Here is a 14,657-nt window from a genome sequence, read left to right on the forward strand (position 1 = left end):
CATTTGTCCGACTTCTACTTACCCATCCATGCGTAATTCCGCTCGGGCCTTCTTACTGGGCCCGCTTCTGAAGGGCGTTTCACGGTCTTTCTACCTGACGCTGCGTGTGCTGCCCGTCGGCATGCGCGATCCGATCGGCTTGGCCTACCTGCTCGCGCGTGCCGCCGACACCATCGCCGATACGTCGCTGATCGCCCCCGCGCAGCGGCTCGAGCTGTTGCTGGCGTTGCGTACGCAGATCAACGGCACGGCGGCCGACGACGGCGGCGCGCTGGCGAAGCGGCTGGCCGTCGAGGTGGCGCAGCAGCAGACGCAATCGGACGAGAAGCAGTTGCTCGAATCGATCGGCCCGGCGCTGGTCGCGCTCACGCAATTGAGCGACGACGATCGCACAGCCGTGCGCGAGATCGTGACGACGCTCACGACCGGCATGGAGTTCGATTTACGTACGTTCCCCGACGAACGCTCGGGCCAGCTTGCCGCGCTGCGCGAGTACGACGAGCTCGATCGCTATACGTATCTCGTGGCGGGCTGCGTCGGCGAGTTCTGGACGAAGATGACGTACGCGCACATGCCGGGCACGCTGCGCGGCGACCCCGCGACGCTCATGCAGCGCGGCATCCGCTTCGGCAAGGCGCTGCAGATGACGAACATCCTGCGTGATTGTGCGAAGGATCTGCGCATCGGACGTTGCTACTTGCCGCAGACGATGCTGGCACAGTTCGACTTGACCCCCACGGACCTGCTCGCGTCCGATGCTTCACCGCGCGCGCAGCCGTTGATGCTCGCGCTCGTGCGTAAGACGCTCGAACACTACCGGGCGGCCGCCGACTACACCTTCGCGCTGGGGCCGCTGTCGATTCGCCTGCGCCTCGCTTGCCTGTGGCCGATCCTGATCGGACTCGAAACGATGCTGCTGCTCGTGCGCAACCCGCATTGGCTCGATGCCGGCAAGGCGTCGAAGGTGCCGCGCGGCGACGTGTATCGCATCATTGCGCGCTCGGTGTTGCTCGTCGTATCGGAGCGCTCGCTGCGCAAATGGATCGACGCGCAGTTCGCTGCCATCGAGGCCCATCTGGCCGGCAGCTAAAAGACGCGCGGCGTCGAACCGTGGAATAATCGGTCTGGTCCGCGCGACTGGCGCCATGAGATGGAGCACCATCGGGGAGCGCGGGCCGCTTGCTTGCAAGCGAGCCGCCGCGCGCCTGGGCATTGCGTGTTGGTAGTCGATCACAATCACCCAGGAGTGATGCAATGCCCACGTCCAGTTCGTTGCTCGCTTTCGGTCTCGTCGCGCTCGGCATGGCGCTGACGCCGGGGCCGAACATGATCTACCTCGTTTCCCGTTCGATCTGCCAGGGGCGCACGGCCGGCCTCATCTCGCTGGGCGGCGTCGCGCTCGGATTCGTCTTCTACATGGTCTGCACGGCTTGTGGCATCACGGCGTTGCTGATGGCCGTGCCGTTCGCCTACGACCTGCTGCGCTTCGGCGGCGCGCTGTATCTGGTCTATCTCGCGTGGCAGGCGCTCAAGCCCGGTGGCCGCTCGCCGTTCCAGGTGCGCGAGCTCCAGGCCGACAGCCCGCGCAAGCTGTTCGCGATGGGGTTCGTGACGAACATGCTCAATCCGAAGATCGCGGTGCTGTACCTGTCGCTGTTGCCGCAGTTCATCGATCCGCATCGCGGCAGTGTGCTCGCGCAGTCGCTTACGCTCGGCAGCATGCAGATCGTGGCGAGTCTGGCGGTCAACACGGTCGTGGCCATGATGGCCGGTTCGATCGCGGCGTTCCTGGCCGGCAGGCCGACCTGGCTCATGGTGCAGCGCTGGCTGATGGGCACGGTGCTCGCGGGTCTCGCGGTGCGGATGGCGACCGAAGCGCGCCGTTGAGCGCGCGCTGAGCGGCGCGTCGGGCTTCGGCACACCAGCGCTCGCCGCTCACAAAAAACGCGGCACGGATCGCCCGCGCCGCGTTTCGTTCTCTACTGCATATCACTAGACGGCTAGACCGTTAGAAAAGCGCGCACCCACGCGTGCCTTCCTCAAAGATCCTCGTCCGCATCGTCCTCATGGCCGGCGCCGTGGAAGCGGAACGCATCGAACAGGTCGTCGATCGCGGGCGCGTTCACCGGCACGTACGGGTTCGAGCGCAGCTGCACCGGGTTCGGCAGATTGTCGCGGCTGCGACGCGTGACCGGCGCCAGCGCCCAGTTGCGTTCGATGAACTTCAGGACCGAAACGTGATCGGCATACTGGTGCACGACACGCCCACCCCGCGAGTACGCCGATACGACAATGAGCGGAATGCGCGGACCGTCGCCGAAGTAGTCGATCGGCTGGATGTAGCCCGAGTCGTAGTAGCCGCCGCCTTCGTCATTGGTGATGAGGATGGCGGTCGACGCCCACAGGTCGGGACGGACCCGCACCGAATCGACGATCTTGCGCACGAACGCTTCGAACAGGCCGTACTTCGACGACGACGGGTGGCCGTCGAGCAGGCCGCCCGGCTTCACGAACGACACGGCCGGCAGCGTGCCGCCGGCGATGTCGGCGTAGAAGTCCGACGTGTCTTGCAGATGTTGCTTGAAGAACGCGGGGTTCTTCATGACCGACGTCTCATAGAGGAACGGATTGCAGATGTTGCAGTAGACCGTCGTCGGCGAATTCTTGACGAACGTGTTCCAGCCTTCGCCGTAGTACTTCCACGAGACCTTCTTCGCTTCGAGCGAGTCCGCGATCGTCGGTACGGGCGAGGGCGGAATCGTGAACGTGCTCGTGTTGACGGTGCCGTCGCCGTTGTAGCCCGGGTTGTAGTTGTTGAGCAGGTAGTAGGCGCCCGGTTCGCAGTTCGCGCTCGGGTGATACGGCAGTGACGCCAGGTATTGGCGGATCGGGCCGACGCCGGGCTGCGAGGCGTCCGCGCATTCGCTATACGAGCCGCCCGAGTAGCCGTCCTGCGCGTACCAATTGTTGGTGCCCGGTTGCGGACGCGGGTCCTCGATTTCGTTCGCCGGCGGCGTGCTCAGACGTCCCTTGCCGTCGGTGTAGTAGATCAGGTCACCCGTGCCGAGCATGATGCTGTTCGCGCCCGTGCCGCCCATCACCGGCTGATGGTAGTTGTCGCTGATGGTGTACTGGCGCGCGAGCGCGGTGAAGTACGGCATGTCGCCCGTCTGCACGTTGTAGAAGCCGAGCGCCGTCGAGCCTTCACCCGTCGACTGATCGTTGAAGCTGGGCGGTTGCGGCTTGCCGTTCGAGCCCGCGCCGACCGACGTCTCGACCCACGCGAGCAAGTCCATCTTGCAGCCGCTCGGGTCCTTGGCGTTTGCATGCGCCACGTTGCAGTCCGCTTGCTGCCAGGCTTGATAGAAGCGGTGCACGGGGCTCGCGATGTACTGGTCGTAGTTCGGGCCCACGCGCGAGATCTGATACGGGCCGTTCGGCAGGTTGAACGTGTTCGCACCGAAGCGCGTGTCCGGCACGCGCGTCGGCAGGCCCGTTGCGCCCGTCGTCAGTTGCACGAGGTCGCGCGGGTAGAGCACGCTGCCTTCGGCTGCGCGCGCGGCGGCGAGCGTCGCGAAAGGCGGCGCGTTCGTGTCGCTGGCGGCCGTCGGCGCATAGCCCGTGTTCGGTGCGGGTAGCACGTTGTACGGGGTCTTCACGGCGGGGCTCAGCTCGAAGCGGGTGGGGTCGGTCGCCTCTGCCGAGTATTGTGCCGCCAGCGCGAAGTTCCGGCCCGGCGTGCCGTCGGCATTGACGATACCCTTGGACAGAAGATTCGATACGCGCTGATCACCGTGCGGCTCGTAGGTGCCGAACACCTGATCGAACGTGCGGTTCTCGCCGACGATCACGATGACATGCTTGATCGGCGTAGCGGTATTGCCCGACGCACCCGCGGCCGATTGCGGCTGGCTCTGGGCAAGGGAGGGAAACACGATACCGGCGGTCGTCAGCGCGATTGCACCGACTACGAAACCTGCCTGTAAGGCATGCCTGCTTCCCGGGTTTTTCGTTCGCTTCATGAACATCTCCGTTGATATGCCGCGTGTGTGCGGCGAATGCGGGGACTCAAAGGCGTAACGATGTGGTTGTCCGAGCGGGCGGACTGTATTTGGAATGGGAATGCGTTGCGACGGGGAACGATAAAGATCGACGATGACGAGGCCACGAAATGCATGTGTCAGTCTCGTGACAATCCTATGATGATAGGCGTGCCTGCACGGTTGGCGCGCAGCAATTACCATCACGCACGATCGATCACCATTGCCGGGAGAACAAATTGATCTTGCGTGCCGCTCGCCAGACGGATGCCTTCGAGCTCGCCGATCTGTACTTGAGATCGCGTCGCGAGCTGGTGGCGTATGCGCCGTTGGCTCACTCGGACTCGGCTGTGCGCGACTGGATCGCGAATATCCTGATTCCGTCGGCGAACGTGACCGTTGCCTGCGACGGCGACGTGATCGTCGGCATGGCCGCGCATTCGCGCAACGAAGCCGATGGCACGATGTGGCTCGATCAGCTTTACGTGTGTCCTCGCCATATGCGCACCGGCATCGGCACGGCGCTGCTCGAGCACGTCAAAGCCGCCGCGCCGCACGACCTGCATCTCTACACGTTTGCGCAAAACCTTGCGGCGACGGCCTTCTACGAGCGGCATGGATTCGTGGCGCTCGCTTGGCGCGACGGCAGCGACAACGAGGAGCGGTGTCCCGATGTGCACTATCGTTGGTGCCGCGCGCCTGCATCGGCATCAACATGAAAAAAGGCGACGACCTTTCGGTCGCCGCCTTGCTGCGCTTGACGCCTCGAGCCGGTCGCGAACGGCGCGGCCGGCTCGCCCGCATCAGCCGCCGATCGAGTGTGCTGCGCCGTCGAGCTCTTGGTTCAGCACGCGCTGCTCTTCGCCCGAGAGGCCGCCGTCGTGCTGCACCGCCATGTCGCGGGCTTCCTGACGGATCACGTCGAGACGATGATGCAGGCCCGCGCCGACAGGCGGTGGGTAATAGCCTTGATTGACGCGGTTGTCGATGCGATGGCCCAGATTGTCGATGCGCGAGTTGACCTGGCCATAGCGCTCGAGTGCGAGCTCATGCGGGTTCGGCCGCGGCGGGGGCGGCGGCGCGGTGTGCGTCGTCTCGGTCACGACGCAAGCGGCCAGCGACGAAATCAGTGCGCAGCCTGCGGCCGCGCGAATCCAACGTTGCATCGATTTCTCCTCGTGTTGTATCGATGTGGTGGGTCCACGCCGGAACAAACGGTCGAACCCGTCGATGCGATGACACGCATCGGCCTATAACGCGCGAAATGTTCTTACAAAGGACTCAGCCGAGCGCAAACACGACGATTTCCTTTCGTACACCTTACGTTATGCAGCGGCGCGCACGAATGGCAGACGCCGCCCTTCACGCGCGCTTTGCTCGGCAAGCTCGATGATCGTCATGACGTCGACCGCATCCTGCGGCGTGACCGGGAACGGTGCGCCGTCGCGGATCGAGGCGGCGAGTGCGCGATAGAACTCGACGTATGCGCCGTCCTGCGTCGGTAGCTCGCGCTGGGTTTCCTTGTCGTCGACGAGCACGCGCAGCGTACCGGCTGCATTGCCGCCGCCGAAGCCTGGCTGGCCCGGGCGCAGGCCGGCTTTGAGTTGATCCTCCTGCGTATCGAGGCCCGCCTTCACGTAGCTGCCGCGGGTGCCGTGAATCGCGAAACGCGGCGGTTCGATCGCAGTCAGCGCGCTCGCGTGCAGCACGACTTCCTTGTCGGCGTAGCCGAGCAGCAGGTGCACGTAGTCGGGCGCGTTCGCTGCATCGCGATGCGTCTTCACGGTCGCCTGGACCGTGTCCGGTGCGCCGAACAGCGCGAGTGCCTGATCGATCAGGTGCGGACCCAGGTCGAGCAGCAAGCCGCCGCCGCGCGACGCTTCTTCGCGCCAACGCTGCCGCACCTGCGGCCGGAAGCGATCGAAGTGCGATTCGAAGTGGACGATGCGGCCGAGCTCGCCGCTCGCGACGAGCGCGCGCAGCGTCATGAAATCGCCGTCCCAGCGACGGTTGTGGAACGGCGCGAACAGCACGCCATGCTCGCGCGCGAGCGCGGCCAGCGTGCGTGCTTGCGCCGCCGTGACGGTGACGGGCTTGTCGACGACCACATGCTTGCCGGCTGCTAGCGCCTTGGCGGCCAGTGCGAAATGCGTGTCGTTGGGGGTGGCGATGACGATGCCGTCGAGGTGCTCGAGCGCGATCAGTGCGTCGGCATCGGCGACGATCTGCGCTTTCGGGTAGTCGGCGAGCGCGCGCTCGGGCTGGCTCGTCGCGATGGCGGCCATGCGCGCGTACGGCGTATCGGGCGTGGCGGCGGGGGCGCCGCAGTGTTCGATGACGGGGGCGTGAAACGTCGCGCCGGCGAAGCCGTAGCCCATCAAACCGAGATTCAACGTGGAAGACATGCGAGCTTTCCTCTGCCTGAGAGCGTATGAAGCATGAGAAGCGCCGCCGCGAGCCGTGACGGCAAAGGGGGCATTGTGGCATGCATCGAGCGGCTGTTCCCGAGGCGCGCCGGCGCGAGCTCGCCTGGTTATCCGTGTTAACATCGCGCACTTGCCTCCCACGGCTGGCCGACGCGTTTGCTTGCTCGAACGTGTGTCGGCGCGCGAGCCGCCAACCCGTTACACCCTCCACAGACGATGTCCGCAGGATTGAATCCCGCCCAGAGCGAAGCGGTGCGCTATCTCGACGGCCCCTGTCTCGTGCTTGCCGGCGCGGGCAGTGGCAAGACGCGTGTCATTACGCAGAAGATTGCGCACCTGATCGAAGCGAAGGGCTTCGAGCCGCGTCATATCGCGGCCGTTACGTTCACGAACAAGGCCGCGGCCGAAATGCGCGAGCGCGTCGGCAAGCTGCTCGAAGGCAAGACGCTGACGACGCCCGGCAAGGAAGGGCGCAAGGTGCCCGTCAACCAGCTGACGGTCTGTACGTTCCACTCGCTTGGTGTGCAGATCCTGCGTCAGGAAGCCGAGCATCTGGGCCTGAAGCCGCAGTTCTCGATCATGGATGCCGACGACTGCTTCTCGATGATCCAGGAGCAGGTCGGCTCGACCGACAAAGGCTTCATCCGCAAGGTGCAGACGATCATCTCGCTGTGGAAGAACGGCCTCATCGATCCCGAGACCGCCCTGGCCACCGCGTCGAACGAAGACGAGCATCTGGCCGCGATCGTCTACCGCAACTACGTAGCGACGCTGCATGCGTATCAGGCCGTCGACTTCGACGACATCATTCGTCTGCCCACCGAGCTCTTCGCCAGCAACGAAGCTGTGCGTGAGCGCTGGCAGAACAAGCTGCGCTATCTGCTGATCGACGAGTACCAGGACACGAACGTCTGCCAGTACGAGCTGCTCAAGCTGCTGGCGGGGCCGCGCGCGGCGTTCACGGCCGTGGGCGACGACGATCAGGCCATCTACGGCTGGCGCGGCGCTACGCTCGAGAACCTCGCACAGCTCGGCAAGGATTACCCGAAGCTGCACTTGATCAAGCTCGAGCAGAACTACCGCTCGACCGTGCGCATCCTGACTGCCGCCAACAACGTCATCGCGAACAACCCGAAGCTGTTCGAGAAAAAGTTGTGGTCCGAGCACGGCATGGGCGACTCGATCACCGTGACGCCTTGTAACGACGAAGAGCACGAGGCCGAATCGGTCGTGTTCCGGCTCTCGGCGCACAAGTTCGAGCGGCGCGCGCAGTTTCGCGATTACGCGATTCTCTATCGCGGCAACTTCCAGGCGCGCATCTTCGAACAGGTGTTGCGCCGCGAGCGCATTCCGTACGTGCTGTCGGGCGGGCAGTCGTTCTTCGATAAGGCCGAGATCAAAGATATCTGCGCGTACCTGCGCCTGATCGCGAACCACGACGACGATCCCGCTTTCATCCGCGCCGTCACGACGCCGCGACGCGGCATCGGCAACACGACGCTCGAAGCGCTGGGCTCGTTTGCTGGGCAGGCGAAGGTGTCGCTGTTCGAGGCCGTGTACATGGGCGGCATCGAGGCGCGCTTGTCGGCGCGGCAGATCGAGCCGCTGCGCGTGTTCTGCGATTTCATGCAGCGCATTGCCGACCGGGCGACGAAGGATGCGGCGACGACGCTCCTCGACGACTTGATGGAAGCGATCCATTACGAGGCGTACCTGTACGACACGTACGACGAACGGCAGGCGCAATCGAAATGGCAGAACGTGCTCGAGTTTCTCGAGTGGCTCAAGCGCAAGGGCACGAAGCCCGAACCCGAGCAGGCCGAAGACGGCGAAACGGGTGGCTACGAGAATGCCGACGGCCTGGCCGACACTGGCAAGGACTTGCTGGGCCTGATTCAGACGGTCGCGCTGATGTCGATGCTCGAGGGCAAGGAGGAAGATCCTGACGCGGTGCGGCTATCGACCGTGCACGCGTCGAAAGGCCTCGAGTATCCGCACGTGTTTCTCGTCGGCGTGGAAGAGGGGATCATGCCGCACCGCGGCGGCCCCGACGACGAGATCGACGACTCGCGCGTCGAAGAAGAGCGGCGGCTCATGTACGTGGCGATCACGCGCGCGCAGCGCAGCTTGCACTTGAACTGGTGCAAGAAGCGCAAGCGCGCGCGAGAGACGGTGGTTTGCGAGCCGTCGCGCTTCATCCCCGAGATGGGGCTCGACGAGGCGCCGCCGCCGACGCCCGAAGAAGCGCCGATGACGCCGAAGGACCGGCTCGCGAGCTTGAAGGCGCTGCTGCAGAAGCCCTGAACCTCTGCCCCCTGACCAGCAGGGGGCCCGGTTACTTCGCTGCGCTGACCATGTAATCGACGGCGGCTTTGATGTCGGCGTCGGACGCGTTCGAGCCACCCTTCGGCGGCATCTGACCTTTGCCGTGCAGCGCATAGTTGTAGATGACGTCCATCGGGTCCTTCAGGCGCTGTGCCCAGGCGGCCTTGTCGCCGAACTTCGGCGCGTTGAGCACGCCGGCCGCGTGGCAGGCCTGACAGACCTGCTGATAGAGCGCCTTGCCGGCTTGCGCGCTGTCGGCGCTGGCCGTGGCCGGCGCTGCATTGGACTGCGATGCACTGCCGAGTGCAGCGATTGCTGCCGCCGCTTGCTCGTTGGCAGCGCCAGCCCCTGCACTGGCTTCTTGCGCGGTGGCGCCTGAAGTAGCTTGTCCGGCCTGCTGCGTCTTGGCGGCCGGCGCGGCGGGTTCGGGGAAATTGGCGCCGCCGTGGTTGGCCATGTAGACGATCGCGCGGGCGATTTCATAATCGCTGTAGTCGTCGGGGCTCGTGCCGCCGCGCGCCGGCATCGCACCCTTGCCGGTCAGCGCAGTGTGCAGCAGCGTGTCGAAGCCTTGCGCGATGCGCGGTGCCCAGTCGCCGCTGTTGCCGAACTTCGGTGCACCGGCGGTGCCGGTTGCATGGCAGGCGGAGCAGACGGCTTGATAGACCTGTTCGCCCGTCTTGAAGACATGGGGCGCGTTGGCGTCGCGCACGTCGACTTGTGCGAGGGGGGCGATGCGTTTGGCGACGTCCGACCGCAAGTCGGTACCGGCGCCCGTGCGGACGGATTCATTGACGTAGTTCGCGAGCAGCAAGATCGCGACGACGGGAATTGCGAAACCGGCGATGACCACGGCGATGAGCTGCGCGGGGGTTTTGATCGGGGTTCCGTGTGGTGCTTCGCTCATGCTTGTCTCGTCTCCCGTGAATATTGTTGGTGAGCGGTACAGCGTGACGGCAACGGCTTGAACGGCAACGACTTACTTACTTAAATGCGATCCAAACACGGCGATTATAGACGCAACGTTTTGGCGTCGGCGAGCGGGAGCGGCAGTGGTTTCAGCAGGCGTTTACCCGGAAAATCGGAACGCATGACGCGTCGGCGATTATTGGGGTGCGATTGAGGGGGCTTGACAGGCGGCCCGGTGGACGGGGTTGGCGAAACCGGGTATGCTCTCGGTCTCGCTTGGTACTGCGCCCACGGGCGGCGGTGCCTTCGCGCTGAACGCGCCCGTAGCTCAATGGATAGAGTACTGCCCTCCGAAGGCAGGGGTTGCTGGTTCGATCCCAGCCGGGCGCGCCAAATTCTTCCAGTCTGTCTTGCTCGACTGATGATACTGCGTGAAAAAGGGCCCCCGCAGGGGCTTTTCACCGTGGGTCACGAGCGATTATTCCCCGCCGCAGCTATTGAGTCGCCCCGGACTTCGCATTCAGCGTCACCGTAATCGACGGCCCATATTGCGGCACCGTGATCAACGACTCCTCCTCGTCACTCCCATCGCCCCCGGCATCCGTACTGAACCTGAAATGCTTCGGCGTGATTTGCGTCGTCGATGCTTGGAGCACGCTCTCTACCGGATCGTAGCCGGGCTTTTCGCAGTGGATTTTCAGGTCGCCTCTGGACCGGCGAACGCTGACGGTATCGGGTGCAGTGACTGACCAATCGCCCTTATCGTTCGACAACGTGCACTTTGCGCTGGCGACGGGGCCGGAGGCGTCGATCACGGCAATCGCAAGTTCTTCGCGATTCCGGTCCTGACCGCCATCCTGGCCACCGTTGGCGCCAGTCACATTGATTGCCTTGATGTTGTCCAAGGGCGTACCCTGCCCGAGTGGTCCCGCAACGGCGTGGATCGTGCAAAACGAGATAGCGATGGCCAATGCGGTCTTCATTCTGGTTTGTTCCCTTTTCTTGTTAATGAACTGGTCAGCGCAGTTTGCCCGCGCGCTGGCACATATGCTGCGGTGTGCGGTGTGACGCTGGTTAGCTAGTTTGCTTGAAACAAGGAAGGGATGCAGCGGAGTGAGTGAGTGCGCATCGCAACACGTTCGCGGTAGCAGGTGAGCTGGGTTCGCGCCTTGGGCGTTCCGCCAGCATCACACAGTTGCCGCGTCACGCGTCGCTGGTTTAATCGATAGTTCCAGATCCATGCCAAGCGCGAAAAGGGCCGCGGCGATGGTGTCGATCTTTGTGGCATGGCCGAGGTCAATCACGCGGTTGATATCTTGCCGCCGAGTGTTGAGCCGGCGAGCTAACTCGGCTGGCGTGACGTTCTTAGCCAGCATCACGTTCAAGAGCAGGACTTTTGCGGCCACGCTGGCGGGTAGACCGATCAGCACATCTCCGCGCTTCGGGGTGGAGGGCATGGGGACGGGACGCTTGTCGTCGAAATAGAAGTCCATTGCCGTGACGAGCGCATCGCTGGCCATGTCGATCGCTTCCTCACGCGTAGAACCGCAGGTGATCGCTTCCGGAATATCGCGGAATTTGACTGCGAATCCGGCGTCGCCGTCGGGGATAACGCGAGCAGGGTAGTTGAACATTGTCGATTCCTGTCTTCGATTCAGGAGGCAGCCCCGTTTGGGGGATGGCGATCATCCGTCGATACCGAGTTGCCTCAATATGAGCTTCCGAGTCACTTCACCTAATTCGGCGCTTGGGTGTCGTGGCATAACGGACTGACGACCGTTGAGGAAGATCTTGGTGTGTCTCGACCCTTCTGCGAACGTCGCACCTCGCCGAGCAAGCCGGCGTTTGAATTCACTTTGCTTCACCTTTCACCGCACCGTCGAACATGAATGTAAACAAAAATGGTTACTTGTGGCAAGTGGTGTAAGCAAAAGTGTTACGCGTTACTCTGCAGGGATGAGCGAGTCATGGGATTTTCAGACGTCGGCCGGGCGTTCACTAAGGTCGACGATGGGCAGCTCGAATCGAACCATCGCCTTCGAGCTGCCGCGTTAAATATGCGATATGGGTGCTCACTTCACATGGCGATATGAATAAGTTGCTCACCGCCTATCAAAAAAAGTAGGACTACCAAATCGAGTAGGCATCGCATTACAAAATGCCGTGTGTCCTTGTCCCGCACGGCTAAGCGCCATCCTTCGAAGTCCCCGGCACCCCCTGCAAGCTGGCAGGTTGACGCAACACGCGTTGCACTCATCAATTCATTGCCTACGATATTCAGCGGCTCACCCCTCGCCGGACGCGCAAGGCGTGCTGGCCGCGCGGCCGGCGCATTCAACCGCAATGAGGCAAACCCATGAAGCGAACTTCAATCAAGGTTTTCGTTGCAGCGGCGCTGTCGTTGTGTGCAATGGCTTCGCAGGCGAGCAGCATTTACGCGCCCTACGTCGACCTGACTGCGTGGCCCACGCCCATCGTCGACCAGATCGGTGTGCAGCAAGGCATTCAGCAGTTTTCGCTGGCGTTCATCGTCGGTAGTTCGAACGGCTGCGTCCCCTCCTGGGGCGGTGTCCAGGACGTCGGGCCCGGCATCAGTTCGGATCTGCTGACGGCGATCGCGACAGGCATCTCGAACTATCGCGGCAAGGGTGGCGAAGTGACGGTATCGTTCGGCGGCGAAAACGGCACACCGCTGATGCAGGTATGCAGCGATGTCGCTTCATTGCAGAAGGCCATTCAGACCGTCGTCGACACGTACAGCCTCACGCACATCGATTTCGACATCGAAGGCACCGCGCAAGACGACCTTGCAGCGCTCGCGCGCAACTTCCAGGCCGTCGCCCAGATACAAACGGCACAAGCGGCGAAGGGCACGCCGCTCCACGTGACGCTGACGGTGCCCGTGTTGGCGAGTGGCCTCACGCAAGACGGCCTGAACGTGGTCAACGCGGCGATCGCCAACAACGTGGCGATCGATACGGTCAACGTGATGGCGATGGACTACGGCGGCTCGGGTTTCGATATGGGGCAGGCCGCGATCCAGGCGGCTCAGTCGACCTACTCGCAACTCGACACGGCGTACAAGTCCGTCGGTCAGACGAAGACCAACGCACAGTTGTGGCAACTGGTCGGCGTGACGCCGATGATCGGCGTCAACGATACGCAAGGCGAAACGTTCACGCTCGACAACGCGCAGAGCCTCGTCAACGCCGCGAAGAACAACGGCTATGGTCTGCTCAGCAACTGGTCCGTCGGGCGCGATCAAGCTTGTCCGGGCGGCCCCGGCGGCTCCGCCTCCGACAGCTGCTCGGGTGTCGCGCAGACGCCTTATCAGTTCGCCTCGATCCTCGGGCAGTTCGCCGACCACTGGGGCACGGGCGTGACGAAAGACCCGAACTATGGCGGCGGCAGCGGTTCAGGCGGCACGGGTGGTACCCCTGCGCCGTGGTCGGCCGCCAAGGTCTACACGGCGGGCATGGAGGTCACCTACCAAGGTTCGACGTACAAAGCGCAGTGGTGGACGCAGGGCGACGTGCCAGGGCAATCATCGGTGTGGCAGCTCGAGTCTGGCGCGACCCCGACGTGGTCGGCGAGCATCGCTTATACCAGCGGCCAATGCGTGATGTACCAGGGCGCAAAGTACTGCGCACAGTGGTGGACGCAGGGCAATGTGCCGAGTGCGGGCGGCGTGTGGGTGAAGCAAGGCTGAGTTCGACAGTGCGTGTCCGCTTTCGATGCATTCGACTGAAGTAAGAGCGGCGCGGCCGAGAAAGGCCGCGCCTCGCACTTGCCACTCCAAAAAATCTGCCTGTCAGCAAGCGCTGATACGGCCCTTCCGATTTCCCTACACGACATTTCGCCGAGTCTGACTCTTCAGCATCGACCCTTTTGCGCCGATAGCCAGTTAGGAAAGGAACACGAGGCCACGCCGCAGCGTTCGTCGAACCGGTGAAGAATCCGCACCGGTTTCATCGCGAAAGCCATGATTACGCGATGAAGGATAGGTGAACGAAGCAATCGTTCGCCTTGACGAATCACTGCGACATGTGCCTGCGGGTCTAAGCCCGCTGCAACAGGAGAGAGCATGTTTGTCGCAATTGGTTGGGTCGTCGTACTGTTTTCGGTGATTGGAAGTTTCGTGTTCGAGGGCGGTCATCTGATGGCGCTCCTCCAGCCATTCGAACTCCTGTGTATTTTCGGTGCGGCATTTGGCGCCTACGTCGTCAGCAACCCCGTCTCCACGCTCAAAAAGACGCTCAAGGCGCTGCCCACGTGCTTTCACGGGCCGCGCTACGACAAGTCGAAGTACATCGAGCTCATCGCGCTGCTCTATGAATTGATGCAGAAGGCCCGCAAGGAAGGGATGATGACGCTCGAAGCCGACGTCGACAATCCCGATGAGAGCGTGCTGTTCCAGAAGTATCCGCGCATCGTCAACGACCACCATCTGCGCGACTTCATCATCGACTATCTGCGCATGATGTCGACCGGCAACATCAACGTGCTCGAAATGCAGGACTTGATGGACGAGGAGCTCGTCACGCACCACGCCGAAGAATCGCTCGTTGCCAACGCGATCCAGAAGATGGCCGACGCCTTGCCCGCGTTCGGGATCGTCGCAGCGGTGATGGGTGTCGTGCATACGATGGGTTCGGTCGGCGCGGCGCCGGCGGTGCTCGGTGAGATGATTGCCGGCGCACTCGTGGGGACGTTCCTCGGTATTTTGCTGTCCTACGGCTTCGTGGGCCCCGTGGCCGAACTGCTGCATGCGAAAGGGCGTGCCGCCGCCAAGCCTTACCACTGCGTGAAGGCCGTGCTGTTGGCGTCGTTGAGCGGCTACGCGCCGTCGGTCGCCGCCGAGTTCGGCCGTAAGGTGCTGTTCACGCTCGATCGTCCGACGTTCCAGGAACTCGACGACGCGGTGCGCGCGACGAAGATGCCGAAGGCATCGTCCTGA

13 protein-coding genes, 1 tRNA gene and 1 riboswitch are annotated in these 14,657 nt (G+C 63.3%); of the genes, 7 read left to right on the plus strand and 7 right to left on the minus strand.

The genetic code is table 11. The features are described 5' to 3' along the window. Positions 1–28: 28 nt before the first annotated feature. The gene (locus D7S89_RS19775) at positions 29–1,090 is read left to right on the plus strand and encodes a phytoene/squalene synthase family protein (RefSeq protein ID WP_121280199.1); all 1,062 of its coding nucleotides are present in this window, start codon (positions 29–31) and stop codon (positions 1,088–1,090) included. A gap of 33 nt (positions 1,091–1,123) precedes the next feature. After that, a riboswitch (ZMP/ZTP riboswitch) is annotated at positions 1,124–1,218 on the plus strand. 36 nt (positions 1,219–1,254) lie between these two features. Then, the gene (locus tag D7S89_RS19780; RefSeq protein WP_121280201.1) at positions 1,255–1,887 is read left to right on the plus strand and encodes a LysE family translocator; all 633 of its coding nucleotides are present in this window, start codon (positions 1,255–1,257) and stop codon (positions 1,885–1,887) included. 152 nt (positions 1,888–2,039) lie between these two features. On the opposite strand, the gene D7S89_RS19785 is transcribed toward D7S89_RS19780, so the two are convergent. Next, a complete protein-coding gene (locus D7S89_RS19785; RefSeq protein ID WP_121280383.1) occupies positions 2,040–4,022 on the minus strand; it encodes an alkaline phosphatase family protein in 1,983 nt (660 codons plus the stop codon). 263 nt (positions 4,023–4,285) lie between these two features. Here D7S89_RS19785 and D7S89_RS19790 point away from each other — a divergent pair, with 263 nt between their 5' ends. Then, entirely contained in the window at positions 4,286–4,759 is a 474-nt protein-coding gene (locus D7S89_RS19790; protein WP_220702186.1) for a GNAT family N-acetyltransferase, read from the plus strand. An 84-nt stretch (positions 4,760–4,843) separates the two neighbouring features. On the opposite strand, the gene D7S89_RS19795 is transcribed toward D7S89_RS19790, so the two are convergent. Next, the gene (locus D7S89_RS19795; RefSeq protein ID WP_121280207.1) at positions 4,844–5,206 is read right to left on the minus strand and encodes a hypothetical protein; all 363 of its coding nucleotides are present in this window, start codon (positions 5,204–5,206) and stop codon (positions 4,844–4,846) included. 159 nt (positions 5,207–5,365) lie between these two features. Then, the gene (locus D7S89_RS19800; protein WP_121280209.1) at positions 5,366–6,445 is read right to left on the minus strand and encodes an oxidoreductase; all 1,080 of its coding nucleotides are present in this window, start codon (positions 6,443–6,445) and stop codon (positions 5,366–5,368) included. A 237-nt stretch (positions 6,446–6,682) separates the two neighbouring features. Between D7S89_RS19800 and D7S89_RS19805 the strand changes: the two genes are divergently transcribed. Further along, the gene (locus tag D7S89_RS19805) at positions 6,683–8,770 is read left to right on the plus strand and encodes a UvrD-helicase domain-containing protein (protein ID WP_121280213.1); all 2,088 of its coding nucleotides are present in this window, start codon (positions 6,683–6,685) and stop codon (positions 8,768–8,770) included. A gap of 31 nt (positions 8,771–8,801) precedes the next feature. On the opposite strand, the gene D7S89_RS19810 is transcribed toward D7S89_RS19805, so the two are convergent. Next, a complete protein-coding gene (locus D7S89_RS19810; RefSeq protein WP_121280216.1) occupies positions 8,802–9,698 on the minus strand; it encodes a c-type cytochrome in 897 nt (298 codons plus the stop codon). Between the two features lie 319 nt (positions 9,699–10,017). Here D7S89_RS19810 and D7S89_RS19815 point away from each other — a divergent pair. Beyond that, positions 10,018–10,093: transfer RNA gene (locus D7S89_RS19815), tRNA-Arg, on the plus strand. Between the two features lie 101 nt (positions 10,094–10,194). On the opposite strand, the gene D7S89_RS19820 is transcribed toward D7S89_RS19815, so the two are convergent. The 3 genes from D7S89_RS19820 to D7S89_RS19830 all read right to left on the minus strand — a co-directional run bounded on the left by D7S89_RS19820 (position 10,195) and on the right by D7S89_RS19830 (position 11,565). After that, complete coding sequence (locus D7S89_RS19820) at positions 10,195–10,605, minus strand: hypothetical protein (RefSeq protein WP_183085276.1); 411 nt, start codon at positions 10,603–10,605, stop codon at positions 10,195–10,197. Positions 10,606–10,887: 282 nt separating this feature from the next. Continuing rightward, positions 10,888–11,334: a type II toxin-antitoxin system HicB family antitoxin gene (locus D7S89_RS19825; RefSeq protein WP_121280221.1), complete on the minus strand. Its 447-nt coding sequence runs from the start codon at positions 11,332–11,334 to the stop codon at positions 10,888–10,890. A 51-nt stretch (positions 11,335–11,385) separates the two neighbouring features. After that, positions 11,386–11,565, minus strand: coding sequence for a type II toxin-antitoxin system HicA family toxin (locus D7S89_RS19830; RefSeq protein ID WP_121280224.1), 180 nt, complete (start codon positions 11,563–11,565; stop codon positions 11,386–11,388). 545 nt (positions 11,566–12,110) lie between these two features. Here D7S89_RS19830 and D7S89_RS19835 point away from each other — a divergent pair. After that, on the plus strand, positions 12,111–13,409 hold the full coding sequence (locus tag D7S89_RS19835) for a chitinase (protein ID WP_281273170.1): 1,299 nt from the start codon (positions 12,111–12,113) through the stop codon (positions 13,407–13,409). A gap of 375 nt (positions 13,410–13,784) precedes the next feature. Then, positions 13,785–14,657, plus strand: coding sequence for a flagellar motor stator protein MotA (gene motA / locus D7S89_RS19840; protein ID WP_121280229.1), 873 nt, complete (start codon positions 13,785–13,787; stop codon positions 14,655–14,657).

This window comes from Trinickia fusca (assembly GCF_003628145.1).
Lineage (GTDB): Bacteria > Pseudomonadota > Gammaproteobacteria > Burkholderiales > Burkholderiaceae > Trinickia > Trinickia fusca.